Raw genomic sequence first — 23844 nt, 5'->3', positions numbered from 1 at the left:
CCAGCCCGCGCTCGGCCAGGGCCGCGTAGGCCTCGCGCAGGTCGCCGTCGCCGCCGCGCAGGGCCGCCCGCAGGTCGCGCTCGGACTGCTGGCCGTTGACCCGCAGGTAGTAGAGGATGGCCCGCTCGCGGGGCGGCAGCTCGCCCAGCGCCGACTGCATGCCGGCGAGCGTGGCCGTGTAGATCGGCTCGGCCTCCTGGCCGACCCCCGGCGGCAGCAGCAGGGCCAGGGCCTCGTAGAGCGGCGCGCGGTAGGTGGCGGCCACCCACTCGGCCAGGCGCAGCCCGGCGGCGGTGATGCTCGCCTCGGGGTCGGCCAGGTCGACGATCTCGCGCAGCTCGCGCCCGCCGTCGGAATCACCGCCCTCGCGCAGGGCCAGCACCACCCCCTGCACGCGCTGGCGGCGCAGCGGCACCCAGACCAGCTGGCCCGGCCGGGCCAGCCCGCGCAGGCGCGCCGGCACGCGGTAGGAGAAGACCGGGCTCTCCCCCGCCCCGATGCTCGCGCGCAGAGCAATGTCGGCGATCATGTCGGTCGGCATGGCCTCAGTATAGCAGGGAGTCGGATGATGGTACACTGTAAGGGCGCAGCAGCCGTAGGCTGCTGCGCCCTTACGGAGTAGCCCTATGCCCTACCACGAGCCCGTTATCATCGAGCGGCGCGAGCTCGGCGCGCTGCGCCACCTGACCCTGCTGTCCCCTGAGCTGGCCCGCGCCGCGCGGCCTGGCCACTACGCGCTCGCCCGCTGCGCCCCGCCCGAGAGCGCCGACCCGCTGCTGCGCCGCTACCTGTTTTTTGCCGGGGCCGACCCCGCCGCCGGCACGGCCGAGCTGCTGATCGACCCCGATGAGCGCGGGCTGGCCTGGCTCGCCGCGCAGCCCGCCGGCGCCCGGCTCGACCTCCTCGGCCCGCTGGGCGCGCCCTTCACGCTCGACGGGCGCACGCGCAACCTGCTGCTCGCCGGCGCCGGCCCCGCCCTGCCCGCCCTGATCTTCCTCGCCCGCGCGGCGGCGGCCGGAGGCATCGCCGGGGTGCTGCTCGCCGCCGCCCAGGGCGCCGAGCGCCTGCCGCCGCCCTTCCTGCTCCCGCCCGACCTGGAGTACCAGAGCAGCGCCGACGGCCCGGCATCCCTGATCGGCCTGCTCGGCGCGCCCAGCCCCGGCGGCGCGATCTTCGACTCGCCGATCGCCTGGGCCGACCAGATCTGCCTCGCCCTCGCCGAGGACCTGATCGCGCCCGCCGCAGACGCCGTGCGCGCCGGGCGCATGCGCTGGGGCCGCGGCTTCGCCCAGGCCGCCCTCGCCGGCCCCACCCCCTGCGGCGTCGGCACATGCCAGTCCTGCCTGGTCGACACCCGCGACGGCCTGCGCGCCCGCTGCAAGGACGGCCCCGTCTTCGACCTGCGCGACCTGCGAGGATAGGAGTCTCTGGACGAGATGGCCAGCTTCGCTGGCCATCTCGTCCAGAGATAAAGGGTTTTATGCAGCTCGACCACATCTACCACGGCGATAGCCTGGCGGTTCTGGAGACCCTGCCCGAGCGCAGCGTCGACCTGATCTTCGCCGACCCGCCCTATAACCTCCAGCTCAAGGGCGATCTCTGGCGGCCGAACCAGACCCGCGTGGACGCCGTGGATGACGCGTGGGATAAGTTCGCCAGCTTCGCCGAGTACGACGCCTTCACCCGCGCGTGGCTCACGGCCTGTAGGCGCGTGCTCAAGGACAGCGGCGCGATCTGGGTTGATCCGCTCAAGCCGCTCGGGGTCGAGCTGCCACTCGCGCTCGTTGATCTTCACCCGCAGGCGGGCCTTCTCATCCAGCGTGCGGGCGCGCTCCTCGGCGCGGCGGGCGCGCTCCTCGGCCTGCTCCTGGAAGCGGCGGGCCTTCTGCTCAAGCTTGCGGCCCATCTCCTCGGCCCAGGCCCCGCCGCGCGACGCGCCGCCCTCGGCGAAGGCGGCCGAGATCTCGCCGGCCAGCTCACGGCCCATGCGCCCCAGCTCGCGGCCCAGCTCGCTCATGTCGCGGCCGAAGCCCTCCATGTCCCTGTCGAATCCGGGGGCGCCCGCGCTGGCGCTTGAGCTGCTGGCGGAGCTGCTGCTGCTCTCGGGCGCGCCGGCCCCCGAGAGGCGCAGGTCGCCGCCGACGCGCAGGCTCAGGCTGGCCTCGCCCGCGCCGTAGCGCAGGTGGACCCGCTTGTGGTCGCCCGACGACCCGGCCTCCACGCCGCGCAGGTCGCCGCCGACGGTGGCCGTCAGGGTCAGGTTTGGCTCGCGGGGCAGCTGGAGGCTGGCGTCGCCGGCCACGTTGGCCCGGCTGCTGCTGCCGGCCGCGAGGGTGCCCTGGAGGGCCAGGTCGCCGCCGATGGTGCCGAGCTCCGCGCTGCCCGCGACCCCGGTGAGCTTGCAGTCGCCGCCGACCGCGCCCAGCTCCACGCGCTCCAGGCCCTGGGCCTTGATGTCGCCGCCGACGTTGCCGACCCGCAGCTCGCGGGCGCGGTCGATCCGCAGGTCGCCGCCGACATTGCTGAGGGACGCGCTATCGACCGTGCCGCCGACCGTGAGGTCGCCGCCGACGGTGCTGCAGCGCAGCGTGCTGAGCCCGCCCTCGATCTGCATGTCGCCGCCGACCGACTCGACCATGATCTCGACCACGCCCCTGGCGTCGACGCGCATGTCGCCGCCGACCGCCCCGGCCTGGAGGCGCTCGGCGAGCGCGTCGGCCCGAAGGTCGCCGCCGACGCTGCCGACGATCACCGTCTGCGCGTCATCGACCGACATGTCACCCTCGACCCGCTCCAGCTCGACGCTCTGCACGTTGGAGAGCTCGGCGTCGCCCTGGACAGGGCCGGGGCCGACCACGCGGGGCGCCCCCTCGACCGTCAGGTCGCCGCTGATCAGGCCCAGCTCGGCGCCCTCGGACAGATTCTCGAGATCCACGCTGCCGCCAATCCGTTCGAGGGCCACCAGGCGCACGCCCTCGACATGCACATCGCCGCCCTGCTGGCTGATCGTCACCGCCGTGCGCGACGGCACGCGGATCTCCAGGTCGTCGGGGCAGCCCTCGATCACCAGCATGTCGCCCTCGCGGTGCTGCTCAAACGCGCGGCTATCGGACTCGACCAGGATCTCGTCCTCGTCCCAGACCTCGACCGTGATATCGCCGCCGCCGTTGGCGATGCGCAGGCTGGGCTGCGCGCCGGCGGGAAAACGCTGCTCGCTCATGATGGGGGTCCTCCTCAGTTACTCGACAATAAGCTCGACGCGCTCGCCCTCTTCCAGATCCTGCCACTCAAGGAGGCGGCCGGTTGCGCCGCCCTCAATGCTGCGGATCAGATCCTCCAGGGCGCTGCCGCTGAGCTGGGGGGCCAGCCGGGCGCCAAGGCGCAGCCCGACATTCACCAGGCTAACCGGGATGGTCACGTTGGCCTTCTGGCGGCCGGTGTGCAGGTTAGTGACGCGGACGCGCACCAGGCGCGAGCGCTGCCGGTCGACGGGGCGCGGCGCGGGGCCGATCGCGTCGAGCAGCTGGGCCGCCTCGTCGGCGGAGACCTGGCCGGCCTCGATCATCTTCAGGATGCGGTTGCGCTCGCCGCCGGGGGTGGTCATGGGTGTCACCTCGTGCAATTGCAGATTGCAGATTGCAGATTGGACGGAGCCGTCACTCAGATGCCATATATGGGCTAGCGCACGCTAAAAAGGCTGCATGAATCCGCGCTATCCCTTCAGCATGCGCATGGCGTCCTCGACGCTGATATCCTTGGAGGCCAGCCGGTCGAGGATCTGGCGGCGGTCGGAGCGGCCGTCGCCCTCGGGGGTGCCGCCGAGAGTGGTGGCGAGCTCATCGAGGCGCGCGCGGGCGGTGTTGTAGGCCATATCGAGCTCGGCGGCGGCCTTCTGGACATTGCCCCGGCTCCGGATGAGCGCCTCGACGAAGTCGAGCTGCTCGGAGGTGAGGCGGCCGAGCCAGCCGAGGCTGAACTGGCCCTCGATCACGATCCCGCTCTCGGGGCACTCTAGGCGGGTGACGATCAGCTCCCCGCCGCTGACGGGGTCGCGGGTGATGAGGCGGTGCATGGCGGTCTCCTCGTTAATTTCGCGAGCATGTGGTGACGGAGGGGTGGGTGCGCAGCGCGCTGCGCCGCAGGCGGGCCTCGCGCCCGGCGCCGTAGGCCATCAGCCACGCGCCGGCGCGGATGAGCAGCCGGCCGCCGCGGCGGGCGGCGCGGCGGGCCAGGCCCGGGCGCAGGCGCAGCTCGGCGATGGCGAGCCGGGTGGCGATCTCGCGTTTGCTGGGCTCCCCCGCCGCGCGGGCGAGCCGCTCGTGCAGGTAGGTGTCGTGCAGCATGGGCGGCCTCGCTTTCCTTATAGTAATATTTACCATCACGATGTCGCTTTTCACTATCATCACGTCAATATTATCACTCTGAGAAAAATTTGTCAATAGTTTGGCGAAATATTTTATATCAATAGAGAATTTTAACAAAAAAAGAGAACGCCGTAGGGACGCAGCACGCTGCGTCCCTACGGCGTCCCTCGTGCAGATTCAAGCAACCTTTTTGGACACGATGCTGCGTGCTGTCGCATCACAACGCCCAACCCCCGACTCCCGACTCCTAACCCCTGCGCTGAAAGCGCACTACGCGCCGCGGATCTGGGCGGGCGGGATCTTCATGACATCGCGGTACTTCGCCACGGTGCGGCGGGCGATCGGGTAGCCGAGGTCGGCCAGTTGCGCAGCGAGCGCCTGGTCGCTCAGCGGGCTGGACGTATCCTCGGCGGCGATGAGCGCGCGCAGCACATCCTGGACGCCACGGGCGGCCACGAAGAACTCGCTGACGGGCAGCAGGTCGCCGGCGGGGATCTGGGCGGTCTTATCGCTGATCGCCCGGCTGACCGTAGACTCATGGATGCACAGCGTCACCGCGATCTCGGCGCGGGTGAGGGGGAGCAGGTGGCGCACGCCGTAGCGAAGGAAGCCGTCCTGGCGCTCGACGATGACCTCGCCGATCCGCTTGAGGGTCGACTCGCGCTGGCGCAGGTTGGCCAGGAAGACGCGCGCGCGGGAGATAAACTCCTGGACGTGGGCGCGCTCAGCGTCTTCGAGGGTGGCGGCGCGGGCGGAGAGCTCCTGGTAGAGCGGGTTGAGGCGCAGGGCGCGGCGCTGGGAGTTGAGCACCTCGACAATAAAGGCGCCTTCGATCATGCTGATAGCCATGTCGGGGGTGCGGTAGCGGGTGCGCGAGGCGGCGCGGGCGGAGGGGTCGGCGGACTGGGCGGGGTAGGGCCAGAGGTTCGCGGCGATGAAGGCGCGGGCGTCGGCGACCTCGGCGACGCTGACGCCCAGGGCGCGGGCGATCTTGCGGTAGCTGCGCGCGCCGAGATCCTCCAGGTGCGCGTCCACGATGGCGCGGGCGTGGGGGTGCGCGATGCCCTGGTCGGCCAGGTCGTCGATCTGGGCGAGCATACACTCGCGGCTATCGCGGGCGGCGATCCCCGGCGGGCCGATCTCGCGCAGGCGCTCCAGGGCGGCCACGACGCGGGCGGGGGCGACGCCCAGGCTGGCGGCGATATCGTCGGGTGCGTCGAGGAGAAAGCCCTGGTCGTCGAGGCTGCCGATGAGCGCGAGGGCGATCGGGCGCTCGCTGGCGGGCAGGCTGGCGCAGAGGTCGTCGAGCAGCGACTCGCTGAGCGAGCGCGGCGCGGCCACGAAGAGCAGCGGGTCGAGGCCGTCGTCATCGGGCGAGGAGCCGGAGAGATCGTCGCCGGTCGAGGGGAGATCGCAGCGCAGGCAGACGCCCTCGATGAGCGGCCGCCCGCAGCGCGGGCAGAGCGAGTCCTCGGCCTCCACCTCCTCAAGGGCGGGGTTCTCCTCAAGCTCCTGGCGCACGGCCTGCTCCAGGGCCATGCTCGGCAGGCTGAGCAGGTGGGCCAGGTTGAGCAGGGCCGGCGTGACGCGCTGGCCCATCTCGGGGCTCATCGACATCTCAAACATTGGCGTTGCTCCTCGCTGGTGGCCCGCTTCTTGCTGGCATCATGCCACAGGAGCAAGAAGCGTGCCAGGGGAGCGGGGCGACCGGGGCGGGCTGATGCTGTCGGCGATGGTACAATGCCGAGCGATGCAGCCGCTACGGGTACTCTTCTTCGGGATGCCGGGGCGCTTCTCGGCGCCGCCGCTGGCGGCCCTGCTCGACGCGGGGGCCGAGGTGGTGTGTGTGGCCGTGCCCGCGCCGCCGGGGGCGCCGCCGCTCGCCCGGCTGCCGCCGACGCCCGCGCCAGCGGGGCTGCTGCCGCTCGCCGGGGCCGCGCCGCCGAACATCCTCCAGATCGCGGCCGCCCACGCGATCCCGGCCCTGGCCCTCGGCCGGCCCGCCGGCGCGGCGGCGCTGGCCGCCCTGGCCGCGCTGCGGCCCGACCTGGCCTGTGTGGCGTGCTGGCCCTGGCGCATCCCGCCGGCCCTGCTGGGCCTGCCCCGCCACGGCTTCCTGAACGTCCACCCCTCCCTGCTGCCCGATCTGCGCGGCCCCGAGCCGATCTTCTGGGCGCTGCGCGCGGGCGCGGAGCGCGTCGGGGCGACGGTACACCTGATGGACCCGGGGCTGGACACGGGCGACATCGTGGCGCAGGGCGGGGCCGATCTGGCAGCGGGCGCGGGCTGGGAGGAGGTCGAGGGGCGGGCGGCGGCCCTGGGCGGGCGGCTGCTGGCCGAGGCCGTCGGCCTGCTGGCGGCGGGGCGCATGCCGCGCCGGCCGCAGGGGCCGGGCGGCGGCTACCGGCCCGCGCCGAGGGCCGATGACTTCGCGATCGACCAGGCCTGGCCGGCGCGGCGGGCCTTCATCTTCATGCGCGGCACGGCGGCCTGGGGCTTTCCTTACCGCATCCATACTGGCAGCGAGGTGTTAGCCTTGGCCGAGGCGTTGGATTACACTGAAGAAGGCGACCTGGATCAGCCATACATCCGTAACAGCGATCTGATCAGCATCCAGATGACGCCCGGCGTGCTGAGGGCAAAGGTAAAAGGTAAAAGGTGAAAGGTAAAAGATTTACCTTTCACCTTTTACCTTTTACCTCCTTGGCATCCCGCCGCCCGCGCCCGCCGGCGCTCTCGCGGCGCACCCGGCACTTCGGGCAGCGCGTGGGCTCGTTGAGGAAGCCCTTGTCGGCGTAGAACTCCTGCTCCCCGGCAGTGAAGATGAATGTCTCGCCGCAGGCGCGGCAGACGAGCGGCATGTCTTTGTAGAAGGGCATGATCCTGGGCCTCCGGCGCCCCCTGGGCGCATGGGTTGATACAGGGACATTGTATCACGTGAGCGCAGAGCGCAGAGCACAGGATGTTTGCCGCTCTACGCGCTACGCTCTGCGCTACTCCGCCGCGGGCCAGATCGCCAGGGCCAGGAATAGCCAGAAGGCGAGGGCCAGGTCGGGCCAGAAGTAGAAGGAGTCGACCATGCCGTGGACCAGCGCGCCGGTCATGGCCGCCAGGGCGCCGACATATACGGCCCGCATGGGCGACGGCTGGCCAGCCCTGGCGATCATGCGCCGGTAGAAGATCGCCAGCAGCCAGCCGAAGGCGATCAGGCCGAGCGGCCCCATGCGCAGGGCGATGTCGAGCAGCAAGTTGTGCGGGTGGGCCGTGTTGATCTCGTTTGTCGCGGCGAGCGCCGGGTCGATGTACTGCGGGTAGAGCCGGCCGAACTGGTCGAGCCCGACGCCCATCGGGTGGTCGCGCAGCATGGCCAGGGCCGAGGCCCAGGTCTGCACGCGCACGCCGCTGCTGGCCCCCAGCAGGTTGAAGCGCTCGACGTTCATCGCCAGCAGGGCCATCCCGCCGAGGATCACCGCCGCCCCTCGCCCCTGCTGAGCGCCCTGTCGAGCCAGCTCGACCTCCGCCGCCGCGGCGACCCGCTCTCGCTCCTGCACGAGATCACCGGGCGCATGTACCGCACCTTCGCCTACGCGCCGCAGACGACGACGGTCGACTCGCCGATCGATGAGGCCCTCGCCAAACGCAAGGGCGTCTGCCAGGACTTCGCCCATATTATGATCGCCCTGGTGCGACCGCTGGGCATCCCCTGCCGCTATGTGAGCGGCTACCTCTACCACCGCGTCGAGGACCACGACCGCTCCGAGCGCGACGCCTCGCACGCCTGGGTTGAGGCGCTCCTGCCCGGCCTCGGCTGGGTCGGCTTCGACCCGACCAACAACCTGATCGCCCGCGACCGCCACATCCGCGTCGCCGTCGGCCGCGACTACGCCGACGTCCCGCCGACGAAGGGCGTCTACCGCGGGCGCGCCGAGAGCTCGCTGGAGGTGGGCGTGAAGGTGGTGCCCACCGAGGCCTTCATCCCCGACGAGGGCGTGCTGCCGGCGATCGCCCCGCCCACCCCCGCCGAGGCGGAGCTTGAGGCCCAGCAGATGCAGCAGCAGCAGTAGGGGCGAGCCACGGTGCTCGCCCAGGCGAGCAGCGGGATGTGTGCTTGCGTTTTGTCAAGATAGTGCTATACTGACACTAATTAGTGTCAGTATAGCACTATCTTACACAAGACACAGGAGCACCGCGATGATCATCCCATGGGTGGCCTTCCTCAAGGAGGACGAGCAGCTGCTGATCGAGACGCCGACCCGCCGGCGGGTGGCCAACGGCCCCGGCGCGGTGATCACGCCGGCCCTCTCCCGCGTCAGCCGGCGCGAGGCGATCGCCCTCGGCCCAACCGACTACCTGCGCGTGCGCGACACGCTCAGCGGCGAGGTGCGCAACGAGGTCGGCCCGAGGCTGGTCTTCCTCGGCCCCGGCGAGGAGGTGGACGAGCAGCTCCAGGCCATCCCGCTCAAGCGCGGCCAGTACCTGCGCCTGCTCGACCAGAGCAGCGGCGCGATCCGGGTCGAGCGCGGCGAGGGGCGGGTCGTCCTCAGCCCGACCGAGGCCATCCTGGAGGATGTGCGCGACGGGATCAACATCGATGAGCAGACGGCGGTGCTGGTGCGCGACACCGTCGCCGGCGGGCTGGAGCTGATCATCGCGCCGCAGGTCTTCGCGCCCGCGCCGACCCAGCAGGTCGTCGAGGTGCGCCGCCGGGTGCGCCTGGAGGACCACGAGGCCGTGGTGATCAAGGAGCGCAGCGGGGCCTACCGCATCCGCAGCGGGGCCGACGCCGAGCGGGCCTTCTTCCTCGGCCCCTACGACGAGCTGGTCACCTTCCGCTGGTCGAGCGGCCTGCACAAGGACCGCCGCGAGCTGAAGATCACCCACCTCGACCAGCGCCCGAAGTTTATGTGGTACGAGCTTGAGGCCCGCACCCAGGACAACGTCGAGCTGACGATCGGGATCACCTTCTTCTGGCAGATCGTCGATGTCCAGGGCATGGTGCGCACCACCGACGATACGCCCGGCGACGTCTGCTCACACGCGCGCAGCCAGATCATCCAGTCGGTCTCCCAGGTGAGCCTGGAGCGCTTCCTGGCCGCCTTCAACGCGATCATCCGCGAGGCGGTGCTGGGCGGGGCCGACGGCTTCTACGCCGAGCGCGGGGTGGTGCTGCACGCCGTCGAGGTGCGCGCGGTCGCCTGCAAGGACCCGGCGACCCAGCGGGTGCTGCAGGAGATCATCCAGGAGACGACGAACCGGCTGAACCGGCTCCAGCAGCAGGAGAGCGAGAACGAGGTGCGGCTGCGCCAGATCCGCGGCGAGACCGAGGCCGAGGAGTTGCGCGGTCGGCTGATGGATGTGCGCCGCATCGTGGAGCTGGCTCAGGCCGAGATCGGCGGGGCCGCCGAGGCCGGGCGGGTGCGGGCCTTCCTCGACGCCCTCGGCGCCGAGCTGGCCCCCGCCGAGAAGCTGGCCGTCTTCCAGACTCTGCGCAAGCAGGAGGCTCTGACCGCGCTCAGCGCCGGCAGCGCCAGCCTCTTCTTCACCCCCGAGGACGTGGACCTGCGCATCCAGACGCGGTAATGATGAATGATGAATGATGAATGTTGAATGCCAAGGGCGCCGGGCAGATGGAGCGCTTTGTAGGCTATGCGGCGTGTTATACTAGCTCCAGCTTTCGAAACCCCCACCCACTCAACATTCAACATTCAGCATTCAACATTCAACATTCATTATGCCTCTCGCGCTGCTGATCTCAACCTACGAGCTCGGGCACCAGCCCTTCGGGCTGGCCTCGCCGGCGGCATGGCTGCGCCGCGCCGGGGCCGAGGTGCTCGCTATCGACACCTCGCTCCAGCCGCTCGACCGGGCGGCGGCGGCGCGGGCGGCGCTGATCGGTCTGTATGTGCCGATGCACACGGCCACCCGCCTGGCCGCCGAGCTGCTGCCCGAGCTGCGCGCCCTCGCCCCGCAGGCCACCATCGTCTGCTACGGCCTCTACGCCCCGCTCAACGCCGATCATCTGCGCGCGCTCGGCGCCGACGCCTGCGTCGGCGGGGAGTTTGAGGCCGCCCTGGTGGATATATACAAGGGTAGGGGCGCAACAGCGGCAGATGAATCCTCAGCAGATGAGAGCAGGCGCGCTGTTACGCCCCTACTGTCGTTCATCCCCCCCGACCGCGCCGGCCTGCCCGGCCCGCTGGCCTACGCCGCCCTGATCACCGCCGAGGGCCGGCGGGCCGCCGGCTACACCGAGGCTAGCCGCGGCTGTAAGCACACCTGCCGCCACTGCCCGATCGTCCCCGTCTACGGCGGGCGCTTCCGCACCGTGCCGAGGGATGTGGTGCTTGAGGACGTGCGCCGCCAGGTGGCCGCCGGGGCGGCCCATATCACCTTCGGCGACCCGGACTTCCTCAACGGGCCCGGCCACGCAATGAAGATCGTGCGCGCCCTGCACGCCGAGCACCCCGGCATCACCTACGATGTGACGATCAAGGTCGAGCACCTGCTGCGCCACGCCGAGCTGCTGCCCGAGCTGCGCGACACCGGCTGCGCCCTGGTGACGAGCGCGGTCGAGGCGCTGGACGAGGGCATCCTTGAGCGGCTGGACAAGCGCCACACCCGCGATGATGTGGCCCGCGCCGCCGGGCTGCTGCGCGAGGCCGGGGTCGGCCTGAACGCGACCTTTGTGGCCTTCACGCCCTGGACGAGCCGCCAGGTCTATGCCGACTTCCTGCGCGCGATCACTGAGCTCGGCCTGGTCGAGAGCGTCTCGCCGGTGCAGTACGCCATCCGCCTGCTCATCCCGTCCGGCTCCTGGCTGCTCCACCTCGACGAGGTCAGGGATCTGGTCGGGCCGTTCGACCCGGCCGGGCTGGTCTACCCCTGGCGCCACCCCGATCCGGCGATGGACACGCTCCAGCGGGCCGCGCTGCGGCTGGCCCAGGGCAGCGGGCCGCGCGGCGAGACACGGGCGCAATTCTTTGAGAAGCTGTGGGATCTGGTGGACTCCCAGATCGGCGCGGGGGCGCGGCCTAGCCTGGCGCACCTGCTGCCCCGCCCGCCCATCCCCTACCTGAGCGAGCCCTGGTACTGCTGAGCGGAGCCCACCGAGGAGCAGTTCGCTCCTGAGTACCTGTAGCGCTGGCATAAGTCTTGTAACCTCGTCACCCACCGAGGCGGCTTCGCCGTACTCAGAAACTCGTGCCAGCCACTGCGGCTATGCACGCTATTTGTGTCGCCTTCCTGCAAAAGCCCGATGCGTCGCTTGACACAGGGTGTATAATCTCATTCCATCTTCCCTCACTCTTCATCTTTTAAAACAGCAGTAAAATAACCATCGCCCTAAGGACATCACTATGACAGTGTCCTCTGCCGGAGGTGTGGGCCATGCTCTATACGCCCTACGTCTGGCTACCGCTCGCCAGCGCCGTGCTCCTCGCCTCCATCGCCGTCTACGCCGGCTACTATCGCCGCCTGCCGGCGTGCCGGCCCTTCCGCATGCTCATGTGGCTGTCTTCCCTGTTCTCGCTGATCTTCGCCCTCAGCCTGGTCGTCGCCCCGCTTGAGCTGCGCGTGCTCCTGCTCCGCCTGATCTACATCCCCGGCGGCTTCATCGCGCCGGCCATCCTGACCATGGTGATCCAGTACACCGGCCACGCCGCATGGATCACCCGCCAACGTCTGGCAGCCCTCCTGATCATCCCTGCCGTCACCGTCGTGCTGACCCTGACCCCGCCGCTCTACCCGCTGTTTCGCCATAGCCCCCGGCTGATCGCCGAGGGCCCGCTGAGCAATGTTGTGTTCAGCCGAGGCCCCTGGTACTGGGTCTACTACGGGTACGGGAGCGTGCTCACCATCTGCGCGCTGGCGATCCTCGCCGTATCCCTGGTGACCCGTGCGCAGCGCCGGCGGGAAATGCTGCTGCTCATCCTGGGCATCCTCATCCCCTTCCTGGCCGACATCCTCACCACGCTACGCATCACGCCCTTGCCCGGCTATGCCTGGACGCCAATGCTGCTCGCCTGCACCGGCGTGATCTACGGCTGGGCGCTGCTGCACGGCCAGATCTTCATCATTGTCCCGATCGCCCGCGGTGCGGTGATGGATCATATCGAGGACCTGGTGATCGTGCTAGACACACAGGGGCAGATCGCCGACGTGAACAGCGCCGCGAAGGTCACCTGCGGGATGCCCGCGCAGGCTATCGGCGAGCCGGTCGAGGCGCTGCCACCCGACTGGGCCGATCTGCTTCGGGGCCACTCTCGCACGTCAGCGGGCACGTCTGAGGTGACGGTCGGCGTCGGCGCGCGGCAGCGCACCTACGACCTCGTCGTCTCGACGATCAATGATCGGCGCGGCAGGCCGGTGGGGCACTTGTTCATTCTGCACGATGTCACCGCGCACAAGCGGGCCGAGGAGGCCCTGCGGCAGAGCGAGCGGCGCTACCGCCTGCTGGCCGAGAACATGCAGGATGTGATCTGGAGCATCGACACCCAGAGCCTGCGCTTGACCTATATCAGCCCATCGATCGAGCAGCTCCAGGGCTACAAGCCGGAGGAGCTGCTGGGCCAAGTCGTCTATCATGGGCTGCCGCCGGATATGCAGGCGGCGATCCATGGGCTGATCCAGCAGCGGATCGCCACATTTCTGGCCGACCCGACCCAGCACACCTTCGTCAACGAGCTTGAGCAGCCGCACAAAGATGGCTCGGCGGTCTGGGTGGAGATTGTGACCCACTACTACATCAGCCCGGAGACCGGCCAGCTTGCGATCAACGGGGTCGGCCGCAACATCAGCGAGCGCAGGCGGGCCGACGAGGCGCTGCGCGCGGCGAACCAGAGCCTCCAGGCGCAGCTGGCCGAGATCCAGCAGCTCCAGGCGCAGCTGCGCGAGCAGGCCACCCACGATGTGCTCACCGGCCTGTTCAACCGGCGCTACATGGAAGAGATCCTCGAGCAGGGGCTGGCCCACGCCGCGCGCGAGCAAGCCCCGCTTAGTGTTATGATGATGGACATCGACCACTTCAAGCAGCTCAACGACACCTACGGGCACAGGGCCGGCGACCTCATGCTCCAGGCCACGGGCGCGCTGCTGCACGGTCACACCCGCCAGATGGACACGGCCTGCCGCTACGGCGGCGAGGAGTTTGTGGTGATCATGGCCACCGCCACCCTCGACATGGCACTGGAGCGCGCCGACGATCTGCGCCAGGCCTTCGCCGATATGTGCGTCGAGTACGGCGGCCACGAGCTGCGCTGCACGATCTCGGCCGGCGTGGCGAGCTTCCCCGCCCACGGCGGCGATGGCGACACGCTGCTGCGCGCGGCCGACCGGGCGCTCTATATGGCCAAGGCGACCGGGCGGAACCGGGTGTGCGCCGCCGACACGGCGCTGGAGTCCGCGTCGAAGCTGCTCACGCGAGACTGATACCATTGCAGATTGCAGATTTTGGATTGCAGATTGCCGTGCATGGCGTTTCAACGCGCTCTGGCGGCGGCGCGTATGCGGATTGCTCAATTCCAGTTGGTATGAGATGCACCAAACTATGCGCCAGCAGATCCTGCTCCTGACCACCCCGTCGTCCTACCGGCTGGAGGCATTCATGCGCGCGGCCGAGCGGCTGGGCGTGCGCGCCCTGGTGGCCGAGGATGCGCCGGCGGCCATGGCCGGCCGGCTGGGCGGCCGGGTCGGCATCGACTTCAATGACGAGGGCCGCGCCCTGGCCGATATCCTGGCCATCCACGCCGAGGCGCCCCTGGCCGCCGTGATCGCCGTGGACGACAGCGGGGCCATGGTGGCCGCGCGGGCCAGCGCGGCCCTCGGCCTGCCCCACAACCGGCCCGAGGCGGCTGAGGCGGCCCGCGACAAGCACCTGATGCGGCGGCTCTTCGCGGCGGCCGGCGTGCCCTCGCCGGCCTTCCGGCTCTGCTCCACCGGCGAGGATCTGGGGCTGCTGGCCGCGCAGGTCAGCTACCCCTGCGTGCTGAAGCCGCTGCGGCTCAACGGCAGCCGGGGGGTGATCCGCGCCGACGGCCCGGCCGAGTTCGTGGCCGCCGCGCGGCGCATCTCGCGCCTGCTTGAGCGCGTCGACCCCACGCCGGGGCCGAAGCCCTTCCTGGCCGAGGACTTCATCCCCGGCTTTGAGGTGGCCCTGGAGGGCGTGATCGACGGCGGCGAGCTGCGGGTGCTGGCCCTCTTCGACAAGCCCGACCCGCTGGACGGGCCGTTCTTCGAGGAGACGCTCTACGTGACGCCCTCGCGGCTGCCGGCCGAGGCGCAGGCCCAGATCGGGGCGGTGGCGGCGCGGGCGGCGGCGGCGGTGGGGCTGGAGCGCGGGCCGCTCCACGCCGAGCTGCGGGTGAACGATCGCGGGCCGTGGATGGTCGAGCTGGCCGGGCGCACGATCGGCGGGCTCTGCTCGCAGACGCTCCAGTTCGGCACCGACGCCTCGCTGGAGGAGCTGATCCTGAGCCAGGCCGCCGGGCTGCCGGCGGAGTCGCTGGGCCGCACAGGCGGCGCAGGCGGGGTGATGATGATCCCCATCCCGCAGGCCGGGGTGCTGCGGGCGGTGCGCGGCCTAGAGGATGCGCGGGCGGTGCCGGGGGTGGAGCGCGTCGAGATCAGCGCGCCCCTGCACTACCCCCTGGTGCCCCTGCCCGAGGGCGACAGCTACCTGGGCTTCATCTTCGCCCGCGCCGCCGCGCCCGCCGAGGCCGAGGCGGCCCTGCGCGCGGCCCACGCATGCCTCACCTTCGAGATCATGCCGAACATCCCAATGGTGTAGGGACGCAGCACGCTGCATCCCTACACCATCATTTCCGCCTCGGCCCGGCGCCCTTGGCCGCCGGGGCCGCCGGCTGAGGCGTCCAGCCCTCGGGCATGCGGGCCTTCTCGCCGAAGAAGAACTCCTCCATCTGCTGGAGCAGGATCTTCTGGGCGTTCGGGTCGCCCAGGCTCAGCCCGTAGTGGTTGATGATCAGGGTCGACTGGGCCGGCCAGAGCGCCCAGGCCTGCTGGGAGACGCTCTCAAAGATGCGCTGGCCGAGCGGCCCGCTGAAGGGCGGGCGATCCAGCCCCGGCAGCTCGCGGCCTATCTTCACACAGTTGACCATACGCGGCATAGCGGTTCACCTTCTGCTGGATACTATCGCTGCTGGATACCATAGCTGTCCTATGATTATAGCAGCTACAGAGTCCTGGGGCTGCGGCCCTAAAAACTGGTGTTGTTTTGGCCAACATGGCCAGCGAAGCTGGCCATGTTGGCCAAAACAACAGGGAATTCCGGGGAGCCCGGGGCCTAACGTGATACGCATAGGCGCAGCCCCAGACCCTGCTTTTAGTGGGATTTTGGCGGCTTCGCCGCCAAAATCCCACTAAAAACCTTCGGGGGTGGCTTCGCCACCCCCGGCCGCCCTGCGGGGAGACACCCCCCGCGCAGATGTGCTATACTGCCGGCTAACGGCACTAGAATGCGCAGGAGAGGGCACCCTATGGCCTCACGGGGCGGGAATAAGGCGGGCGGCAGCGGCGGCCGGCGGCCGGCGGGCAAGGGCAGGGCGCCGGCGCGCCGGGGCGCGCGCAAGGAGAAGCCGGCCTTCGCGATCTCGCTGCGCCCCGAGCACCAGCGCGAGCTGTTCGCCCTCGCGCTGATCACCGTCGCCCTGGTGACGCTGGTCTTCTTCTTCACCGGGGTCGCTGGCGGCGTCGGAGGGCTCTACCTGGAGGTGGTCCGGCGGGCCTTCGGCAGCGGGGCGCTGGTGGTGCCGGTGACGCTGGGCCTGCTCGGCGTGGCCATCCTCATCCAGGAGCGCATGCAGGACGCGCAGCTGTCTGGGGCCAACGCCCTGGGCACCGTGCTCGTCCTGGCGGCCATCCTCGGCCTGCTGGAGTTCCCCTTCCACGAGATCAATCTGGCCGACCGGATCGACCAGGGCGGCGGCCTGATCGGCTCCGGGGTGGTCGAGGGGCTGGACCGCAGCATCGGCCGGCCCGCGGCGGTGCTAGTGGTGATCGTGCTCGGCCTGGCCGGGGTCATGCTGACGTTTAACATCACCCTGCGCGAGCTGATCATCGGCATGAGCGTGCGCGCCGCCCGCTTCTGGGCGCTGCTCTGGGGCGCGCCGCGCCGCCCCGCCGCGCCCCGCCGACCCGCGCTGGCCGACGACGACCTGCCCTTCCAGCCGCCGCCCCTCGGCGCGGATGATGACCTGACCCAGACTCCGATCGCCGCCCGCACCACAAAGGCCAGCCTCTTCCAGCGCCCCGGCGGCGACCCCGCCGCCGCCGGCAGGGGCGCGGCGCCGCCGCCGGCCGCGCCCGCCGCGCCCGCCGCCGGCAAGGGCGCGCCAGCCCCGACCCTGGGCGGCCCGCCCGCCGCCCCGGCCCCAGAGCCGGCCCAGCGCAGCGTCCTGCCCCGCCCCACCCCCGAGCCGGTGGTCGAGACGGTGCAGGAGGCGCTGGACGGCTTCGATGTGCCGGCGGTACACCGAGCCTGGCCGCTGCCCGTGATGGAGATGCTCGACTCCTACAGCGCCGAGGCGGGCATCAGCGACGAGGATATCCGCGCCCGCTCGCGCCTGATCGAGGAGACCCTGGCCAGCTTTAAGGTCGAGGCCCAGGTGGTGAATGTGAACCCCGGCCCGGCGGTGACGCAGTTCGAGCTGCAGCCCGCCGTGGGCGTCAAGGTCAGCAAGATCACCTCGCTGGAGCGCGACCTAGCCCTGGCCCTGGCCGCGCCCTCCATCCGCATCGAGGCGCCCATCCCCGGCAAGGCCGCCGTCGGCATCGAGATCCCCAACTCGGCGATCGCCATGGTCAGCATGCGCGAGGTGATCGACAGCGAGGAGTTTGAGGCCAGCCGCGGCAAGCTCAAGCTGCCCCTCGGCAAGGACGTCAGCGGCACGCCGATCATCGCCGACATGACTAAGATGCCGCACCTGCTGGTGGCCGGCTCGACCGGCTCCGGCAAGTCGGTGGCGATCAACGCCTTCCTCTGCGGCCTGCTGCTCAAGCATAGCCCCGACGACCTGAAGCTCATCCTGGTCGACCCGAAGATGGTCGAGATGATCGTCTACAACCGGGTGCCGCACCTGCTCTCGCCAGTGGTGACGGAGCTGGAGCGGGTGGTGCCGACCCTGAAGTGGGCCACCCGCGAGATGGAGCGGCGCTATAAGATCTTCGCCCGCCACGGCTGCCGCAACCTGGAGAGCTATAAGCTGCTGGCCCGCAAGCGCGCCGACCTGGAGCCGATGCCCTACATCCTGATCATCATCGACGAGCTGGCCGACCTGATGATGATGGCCCCCGATGAGACGGAGACCTACATCTGCCGCCTGGCCCAGATGGCCCGCGCCACCGGCATCCACCTTATCATCGCCACCCAGCGCCCCTCGGTGGATGTGATCACCGGCCTGATCAAGGCCAACTTCCCCTCGCGGATCGCCTTCGCCGTCACCTCCCAGGTCGACAGCCGGGTCATCCTCGATGGCCCCGGCGCCGACCAGCTGCTTGGCCGCGGCGATATGCTCTACATGGCCGCCGACTCCGCCAAGCTGGTGCGCGTCCAGGGCACCTACGTCTCCGACCGCGAGGTCGAGAAGATCGTCGACTTCTGGCGCAAGGCGCTGCCCCCGGACACCGAGGAGGAGGTGAAGGCGAAGGCCGGCGGCTCGCTGGGGATGAATGGCCCGCCCTTCAGCGGCGCCCTCCCTGGCCCACGGCCGACCGAGGCGGGCGCGACCCCAACCCCCACCCCCCAGCCCCCAACCCCCGACGAGGCCTACCGGCCGCCGGCGGAGTTCCTCAGCGTGGACGAGCAGGACGAGCTGCTGCCGCAGGCGAAGGCCCTGGTGGAGCAGCACCAGCGGGCCTCGGCCTCGCTGCTCCAGCGCCGGCTGCGCATCGGCTACAGCAAGGCCGCCCAGCTGATCGACCTGCTGGAGCAGCAGGGGGTGGTCGGCCCGGCCGAGGGCGGGCGCTCCCGCGAGGTGATCAAGAAGGGCTGATGGCAATACCGCAGAAGTCACGCGGTGCGGCGACGCTCGCCCGGGGCTGAAGTCCCATGTGCATGAGGTTAACCGAAACCGGATCGACCACCCTCCGCCCCGTGTCGGCCCGCCGGGGCGACCCATACCCGCCAGGGGCACTGTAGGGCCGAAGCATTCGCACCCTATGCATGTGCGACACGCAGATTCATCCGGTGCGAATGCTTCGGCCCTACTGGGGGCGGCCATCCCATATGCGTGCTGAAGCCCTGTCCGAGGCCTCTTCAGCGGCCTTCGTAGACTCAGCCCGGCCGTTTACGACCGGGCGACTCAGGGTGACAGCGTGACTTCAGCGATATTGCCGTCAGCCCTCCTTAGGCGCATCGACCGGCAGGACGATAATGAAGGTGCTGCCCTCGCCGACGGCGCTCCGCACGTCGATGCTGCCGCCGTGGGCCTCCACCGCGAGCCGGCAGAAGTACAGGCCGAGCCCTGTGCCCCGGCGACGGTCGCTGTCGTTCGCCTGGTAGAAGCGCTCGAAGATATGGGCCTGCGCCTCCTGCGAGATGCCGTGTCCAGTGTCGAGCACGCTGATCTCCACTGCGTGGCCATCGTGGATGAGCTGGGCCGACACGCTGATCTGGCCGCTGGCCGGGGTGTACTTGATCGCGTTCGTGAGCAGGTTCGTCAGCACCCGCTCCATCAGGGCGCGGTCGACCCAGATCACCGGCATGTCGTCGGCCACGCTGTGGTGCAGCTGGGCCTGGTCCGGTCGCGCCGCGAGCTCAAGCGGGTCGCACACCGACTGCACCAGGTTCAGGATACGCACCGGCTGGCGCTTCACCGCCCAGCCGCTCGTCTCCAGGCGCGCCGAGTCCAGCACCGTCTCGGTCAGGTTGAGCAGATAGCCGGCGCTGTCGCGGGCCACCTCAAGCAGCTCGTTGCGGCCCTCGGGGTCGAAGCGCTGGCGCTGGAGGGCCTTGATGCTGATCAGCAGGGTGTGGAGCGGCGCGCGCATATCGTGGACGATCATGCGCGTCTGGTCCTCCTGGTTGCGCATGCGCTCGGCCAGCGATCGGTTGGTCACGCCGAGGGTGCTGTGCTGGCGCGCGGCGAAGTCGAGCAGGTCGCCGCTCAGGCGCAGCAGCGACTCCGGCGGGGGGGCGGTGAGACCATCGATGGCGCCAGAGATATCGGCCTCGGACGTCTCGCGCAGCAGATCGGTGGCGGCGCGCAGGGCTGCCGGGTCGCAGCTCCAGAGCGCGTCGTAGAGCCACAGGCTCTCGTCGCGGTCCAGCGGCTCGATCGGGGCGGCCGCCAGGACAAACCCGCTGACCTGGCCGACGCCGATCAGGGCGAAGCCGAGCTGCGGCCCAGTCGCGGGCGATAGATCAACCCGCCGCGCGGCGACGCTCAAGCCGCGCATGGCAAGGTCGGCCCATGCCCGCTGCGGGTCGTTGCCGATCGCCAGGATGATGCTCGTGTCGCCGGTGAAGACGATCCGCGAAAGGCTCTGCGACAGCTGCGCCAGCGTGGCCGGCGTGTAACACCCGCTGACCACATCCTGGCCGGTCTGCTGCAGGCGAGCCATCAACATGCTGATCGGGTATGCCATCCCCTCGTCGCTCCTTCCCACTACTCATAGCGCAGCGCCACCAGCGGGTCGAGCCGGGCGGCCCGCGCCGCCGGGTAGAGCCCGGCGACCACCCCCACCAGGCCGGCGAAGCCCAGCGCCGCGAGCGCCAGCCACCACGGCGTCACAAAGAAGGTCGCCTGGATCGGCAGGCTCTCCTGCGCGATGTACCAGGCGATCACCTGGTTCAGCAGGATGCCGAGCAGCCAGCCGCCAATGATGCCGACCACCCCGCCCAGGGCGCCGATCAGCCCGGCCTCGATCATGAACATGTTGCGGATGTCGCCGCGCGAGGCTCCGATCGCCTTCAGGGTGCCGATCTCGCGCGTGCGCTCGTAGATCGCCATGATCATGGTGTTGACGATCCCCAGGCTGGCCACGAACAGGGCCAGCCCGCCGATAGATGAGAGCATGACGTTGATCAGCGCGAACACCCGGTTCGCCGCGTCGAGGATCAGCTCCAGCGACTGCACCCGGAAGCCCGCATCGCGGAAGGTGGCGAGCAGCTGCGTGGCGATGCTCACGTCCTTCGCCCGCACCACCGCCGAGTCGTAGCCCTGCGCGTCCAGGTAGTCCGGCGTGTTGAACCACCAGGACTTCATCGCGGCCATGTCCAGGGCCGTCGCCTGCGCCTCCGAGTCCTCGCCGCTGCTCACGCCCACCACCGTCAGCGGGAAGCGCTCGGTCTCGCCGCGCGGGCTGCGCAGGACGATGTTGAGCTGCTTGCCGACCACATCCTCCGGCCGCACGCCGCTCGGCAGCGCCCCCTGGCCAAGCACCATCTCGCCGCGCCGCTCGGCCGCCAGGGTGATCGTGCCCGCCACCGCCGTTAGCTCACGCTGGAAGGGGTTCGGCGCGAAGACCCGCGGCCCGACGACCGACACCGCCGAAAGGTCGCCGCCCGGCAGCTCCAGCGAGCTGGCCACCGCCGACAGGTCGATCACCGGCGTCACGCTGACCACGCCCGGCAGCCGCCCCCACTCCGCGATCACCTCCGGGGTGATCGGGTGCTCGCGCTGCGGCTCCGCGTAGCGGGTGAAGAAGTCCTGGCTGCGCTGCTCGCCCGGCCGCACGAACAGGTTCTCTAGGCCGAGCGCCGAGAACTGGGCCTGGATCTCGCTCTGTACGCCCACCCCCAGCGAGACCATGGTCACGATCGTCAGGATGCCGACGATCACGCCGGTGGATGTGAGCACGGTGCGCACCTTGCGCCGGCCGAGGTTCTCTAGTGCGGTCGCCAGCATATCGCGAAAGGTCATCGTTCCTCCAGTAAGACAAGGGGACAGGACACAGCGTACAGGGAACAGGCGGAGCGCATACGTGAGCGATATGAGATACCAGTCTGTAACATCACCCTGTCCCCTGTCCCCTGTCCCCTGTCCCCTGTCCCCTGTACTATGGGTTATCTACCGTCACGTCGACATAGTCGTAGCTAAAGTTCCCGGCGATGTCGCGCACCAGGAAGCCCATCACATAGTCGCCGCTCAGGGTCGGGCCGTAGCTGGCGCTCAGCGGCGTGTCGCCGAAGGTGATCGTCTGCCCCTGCACCCGCGCCGGGTCCAGGCTGCCGCCGGTGTCGGTGTAGCTGCGCGTGTAGGCGGTGAAGGTGTCGCCGGGGGCCGCCTTCAGCTCGTAGGGCTGTGAGTCCTGCTTGTTCTTGGGGAAGCCCCAGATCCGCACCAGGTCGCCCGCGTCGCCCTGCACGTTGAAGATCAGGCCGGCGTCGATCTGCTCGCCGGTGGCCTGCGAGGTGTATACGCCCTCGACGCCGTAGAAGTTGCTGCCGTACTTCACCGGCCCCAGCAGCGCCTCGATCTGGCTCTGTCCATTGCTCAGGTACCAGCTCGTCGCGTCCCAGGTCAGGCTCAGGTTAAACTGCCCGTCGGGCCAGACCGGCGAGTCGTCGCCCGGGGCGGCCCCCGGCGGCAGGATGTAGTCCACATAGATCAGGTCCACCGTGTCGCGGCTGGCGTTGGGGATGCCGATGAATGAGAAGACGTAGGCGATGTCGCTGCCGCTGAGCGCGCCGCTCAGCGTGACCGGTGCGTTGGTGCTGACCAGGGTGCTGTCGATCTGGAGCCCGCTGATCGTCGGCGTCGTCACCGCCGTGTCGCCGGCGCTGTGGAAGCCCTTGAGGAAGTCGGCCCACCGGGTGGCGCGGGGCAGCGGCGACCCGCGCTCGTAGGCGTCCACATACAGATCGGCCAGCTGCGGGAAGTAGATCGAGAGGCCGCTGGAGCTGGCGTGGTAGCTGCCGGCCCCATTGGCGATGCGGGCCTGCCCCAGGGCGTCGCCCAGGTCGGCCGCCGCCGCCGCCACCTCGCCCGTCGCGCCCTGCGCGGGCAGCAGCTGGGCGAACTGGCCCAGGTCCACCGCGTTGAACTCCTCGGAGTAGGAGGGCGCGTAGACATCCACGTAGGAGCGGGCCTGGCCGATCGCGTTGTACGAGCGGCCCATGTCGGCGAGCATCGCCTGCGAGAGCCGGTCGAGCTGCTGCGTGATCGGGGCCAGCCTGGCCAGGTCGAAGGCCGAGAGCGTCACGTCATCGGCGTCGGCGAAGCGGTAGGAGTCGATGTAGCTCTCGACGATCTTCGGCGCGATCGCCAGGGCGTCCTGACCGGGGTCATCCGCCAGGGCGGCCAGCCACGTGTCCCAGGCCCAGCCCTGGTTCGGCTCAAGCTCGGCCGAGGCCACCGCCACCTGGGCGTAGGGCTCGACGGCCAGCAGCACGTCGAGCTGGGCCATCAGGCAGGCGTCGAAGCCGATCAGGTCGAGGGTGCCGTAGGGCGTGCTCTGGCGGGCCGTCTCCAGGGCCGCGCCCAGCTCCGGCAGGTTCAGCTGGTCCTCCGAGGTGTCGTCGCTGGCGATCCCCAGCCACGAGGCCCCGTGGTCCCAGATGATCAGGGCGTAGCGCCGGGCCGGGTAGCTGTCGATCCCCCAGCTGACAAAGTCGGCCAGCACATCCGGGTCGCCCATATTCTGCTCGCCCAGATCCTCCAGCGCGCTGGCCGCGGTGGGCCGCATGCCCTTCTCGACCAGAAAGCGCTTCGTGCCGTCCCAGTCGCCCGCCGTCGTGTCATCCCACGACTCGCGCGAGGAGACCCGGTCGAGCTGGACGACGATCTTGATCTGGTCGCTCGACCCGACCTGGGCCATCTCGGCGAAGTCGGTCAGCGCGTCGGACTCCAGGTTATTGTCGCCGTCGAGGTAGACCAGCACCGTCCACTCGGCGTCCTGGCCGGCGGCGGCGCGGGTGGGCGCCGGGCCGGGCGTGGCCGCGCCGGCGGCCGATGTGGCGACGGGCTCCCGCGTGGCCGAGGTCGTCGTCCCGCCCCCGCCGGAGCGGGTGAGCAGGAAGACGCCGCCGCCGAGGCCGGCGACCACGACGCAGGCCATCAGCACACCCAGAGCGATGAAGATCGGCAGGCGCGAGCCAGATCGCGGCGGGCGAGATGCTGCGAGGGGCGGCAGGCCGAAGCCCGGCCCCGCGACGGGCGGCAGGGGCGGCTGGGCCGGCGGCTGCGCGCCCCCGACCAGCTGCGTGGGCGCCGGCGCGGCCAGCAGGGTCTGATCGACCGCCGGGGCGTTAAAGCGAAATGACTCGTCGCCGATCATGATCACATCGCCGGGCATGAGCCGGTGGGACTGCACGCGCTGGCCGTTCACCGAGGTGCCGTTCGAGCTGCCCAGGTCATACACAACATAGCCGCCGCCCTCGGGGCGCAGCTCGGCGTGGCGGCGCGAGGCCAGCGGGCTCGCGATGACAATCGTGTTCTCGGGCGTCCGGCCCAGGGATAGAGGTACGTCGCCAAGCGGAAATGTACGGCCCGCAAGGGGGCCGCTGAGCGCGACGATATGCAGTGGC

General features: G+C 70.1%; 19 protein-coding genes and 3 pseudogenes. 10 read left to right on the top strand and 12 right to left on the bottom strand.

The genetic code is table 11. The annotated features are described in order from the left end of the window. A pseudogene (locus K2Z83_RS29050) lies at positions 1 to 541 on the bottom strand (primosomal protein N'); the annotation flags it as partial. A gap of 85 nt (positions 542 to 626) precedes the next feature. Between K2Z83_RS29050 and K2Z83_RS29970 the strand changes: the two are divergent. Continuing rightward, positions 627 to 1421, top strand: a complete 795-nt coding sequence (locus K2Z83_RS29970; protein WP_220595768.1) for a hypothetical protein — start codon at positions 627 to 629, stop codon at positions 1419 to 1421. Positions 1422 to 1480: 59 nt separating this feature from the next. Further along, positions 1481 to 1741 (top strand): annotated as a pseudogene (locus K2Z83_RS29965) (DNA methyltransferase); the annotation flags it as partial. Between the two features lie 513 nt (positions 1742 to 2254). Here the strand turns inward: K2Z83_RS29965 and K2Z83_RS29035 are convergent. From K2Z83_RS29035 to K2Z83_RS13775, 5 genes and pseudogenes are all read right to left on the bottom strand, one after another. Then, positions 2255 to 2638: pseudogene (locus K2Z83_RS29035) on the bottom strand (DUF4097 family beta strand repeat-containing protein); the annotation flags it as partial. Positions 2639 to 3238: 600 nt separating this feature from the next. Then, on the bottom strand, positions 3239 to 3604 hold the full coding sequence (locus K2Z83_RS13790) for a hypothetical protein (RefSeq protein WP_220595766.1): 366 nt from the start codon (positions 3602 to 3604) through the stop codon (positions 3239 to 3241). A 108-nt stretch (positions 3605 to 3712) separates the two neighbouring features. Then, the gene (locus K2Z83_RS13785) at positions 3713 to 4072 is read right to left on the bottom strand and encodes a DUF2089 domain-containing protein (protein WP_220595765.1); all 360 of its coding nucleotides are present in this window, start codon (positions 4070 to 4072) and stop codon (positions 3713 to 3715) included. A 13-nt stretch (positions 4073 to 4085) separates the two neighbouring features. Beyond that, entirely contained in the window at positions 4086 to 4343 is a 258-nt protein-coding gene (locus K2Z83_RS13780; protein ID WP_220595764.1) for a hypothetical protein, read from the bottom strand. A 291-nt stretch (positions 4344 to 4634) separates the two neighbouring features. Then, positions 4635 to 5990: an RNA polymerase sigma-54 factor gene (locus K2Z83_RS13775; RefSeq protein WP_220595763.1), complete on the bottom strand. Its 1356-nt coding sequence runs from the start codon at positions 5988 to 5990 to the stop codon at positions 4635 to 4637. Between the two features lie 61 nt (positions 5991 to 6051). Between K2Z83_RS13775 and K2Z83_RS13770 the strand changes: the two genes are divergently transcribed. Then, the gene (locus tag K2Z83_RS13770) at positions 6052 to 7026 is read left to right on the top strand and encodes a formyltransferase family protein (RefSeq protein WP_220595762.1); all 975 of its coding nucleotides are present in this window, start codon (positions 6052 to 6054) and stop codon (positions 7024 to 7026) included. 19 nt (positions 7027 to 7045) lie between these two features. Here the strand turns inward: K2Z83_RS13770 and K2Z83_RS13765 are convergent, their stop codons facing one another. Both K2Z83_RS13765 and K2Z83_RS13760 read right to left on the bottom strand, forming a co-directional pair. After that, positions 7046 to 7243: a zinc-ribbon domain-containing protein gene (locus tag K2Z83_RS13765; RefSeq protein ID WP_220595761.1), complete on the bottom strand. Its 198-nt coding sequence runs from the start codon at positions 7241 to 7243 to the stop codon at positions 7046 to 7048. 114 nt (positions 7244 to 7357) lie between these two features. Then, positions 7358 to 7915 carry an O-antigen ligase family protein gene (locus K2Z83_RS13760; RefSeq protein ID WP_370650174.1) on the bottom strand — a complete coding sequence of 186 codons (558 nt, stop codon included), beginning with the start codon at positions 7913 to 7915 and terminating at the stop codon, positions 7358 to 7360. Between the two features lie 15 nt (positions 7916 to 7930). Between K2Z83_RS13760 and K2Z83_RS13755 the strand changes: the two genes are divergently transcribed. From K2Z83_RS13755 to K2Z83_RS13730, 6 genes are all read left to right on the top strand, one after another. Beyond that, positions 7931 to 8428, top strand: a complete 498-nt coding sequence (locus tag K2Z83_RS13755; protein ID WP_255603911.1) for a transglutaminase family protein — start codon at positions 7931 to 7933, stop codon at positions 8426 to 8428. A gap of 127 nt (positions 8429 to 8555) precedes the next feature. Beyond that, positions 8556 to 9944 carry an SPFH domain-containing protein gene (locus K2Z83_RS13750; protein WP_220595759.1) on the top strand — a complete coding sequence of 463 codons (1389 nt, stop codon included), beginning with the start codon at positions 8556 to 8558 and terminating at the stop codon, positions 9942 to 9944. Positions 9945 to 9964: 20 nt separating this feature from the next. Next, a complete protein-coding gene (locus K2Z83_RS13745; protein ID WP_220595758.1) occupies positions 9965 to 10114 on the top strand; it encodes a hypothetical protein in 150 nt (49 codons plus the stop codon). Next, positions 10096 to 11460, top strand: coding sequence for a CUAEP/CCAEP-tail radical SAM (seleno)protein (locus K2Z83_RS13740; RefSeq protein WP_220595757.1), 1365 nt, complete (start codon positions 10096 to 10098; stop codon positions 11458 to 11460). Before K2Z83_RS13745 ends, K2Z83_RS13740 begins: the two co-directional genes overlap by 19 nt. Positions 11461 to 11750: 290 nt before the next feature. Beyond that, the gene (locus tag K2Z83_RS13735) at positions 11751 to 13790 is read left to right on the top strand and encodes a diguanylate cyclase (RefSeq protein WP_220595756.1); all 2040 of its coding nucleotides are present in this window, start codon (positions 11751 to 11753) and stop codon (positions 13788 to 13790) included. Between the two features lie 118 nt (positions 13791 to 13908). Continuing rightward, the gene (locus K2Z83_RS13730) at positions 13909 to 15147 is read left to right on the top strand and encodes an ATP-grasp domain-containing protein (RefSeq protein WP_220595755.1); all 1239 of its coding nucleotides are present in this window, start codon (positions 13909 to 13911) and stop codon (positions 15145 to 15147) included. 28 nt (positions 15148 to 15175) lie between these two features. Here the strand turns inward: K2Z83_RS13730 and K2Z83_RS13725 are convergent, their stop codons facing one another. Next, a complete protein-coding gene (locus K2Z83_RS13725; protein WP_255603909.1) occupies positions 15176 to 15484 on the bottom strand; it encodes an oxidative damage protection protein in 309 nt (102 codons plus the stop codon). A 369-nt stretch (positions 15485 to 15853) separates the two neighbouring features. Here K2Z83_RS13725 and K2Z83_RS13720 point away from each other — a divergent pair, with 369 nt between their 5' ends. After that, positions 15854 to 18367, top strand: a complete 2514-nt coding sequence (locus K2Z83_RS13720) for a DNA translocase FtsK (protein ID WP_220595754.1) — start codon at positions 15854 to 15856, stop codon at positions 18365 to 18367. Between the two features lie 343 nt (positions 18368 to 18710). Here K2Z83_RS13720 and K2Z83_RS13715 read toward each other — a convergent pair whose 3' ends face one another. The 3 genes from K2Z83_RS13715 to K2Z83_RS13705 form a co-directional block, all read right to left on the bottom strand. Continuing rightward, positions 18711 to 19961, bottom strand: a complete 1251-nt coding sequence (locus K2Z83_RS13715) for a sensor histidine kinase KdpD (RefSeq protein WP_220595753.1) — start codon at positions 19959 to 19961, stop codon at positions 18711 to 18713. Between the two features lie 20 nt (positions 19962 to 19981). Then, positions 19982 to 21238 carry an ABC transporter permease gene (locus K2Z83_RS13710; protein WP_220595752.1) on the bottom strand — a complete coding sequence of 419 codons (1257 nt, stop codon included), beginning with the start codon at positions 21236 to 21238 and terminating at the stop codon, positions 19982 to 19984. 136 nt (positions 21239 to 21374) lie between these two features. Next, the coding region (locus K2Z83_RS13705; protein WP_255603907.1) for a clostripain-related cysteine peptidase at positions 21375 to 23844 on the bottom strand (2470 nt) is incomplete at its 5' end.

It is taken from the genome of Oscillochloris sp. ZM17-4, from assembly GCF_019599295.1.
GTDB lineage: Bacteria > Chloroflexota > Chloroflexia > Chloroflexales > Chloroflexaceae > Oscillochloris.
The sequence above is the reverse complement of the archived record's forward strand: the minus strand, read 5'-3'. Positions and strand labels throughout refer to the sequence as shown.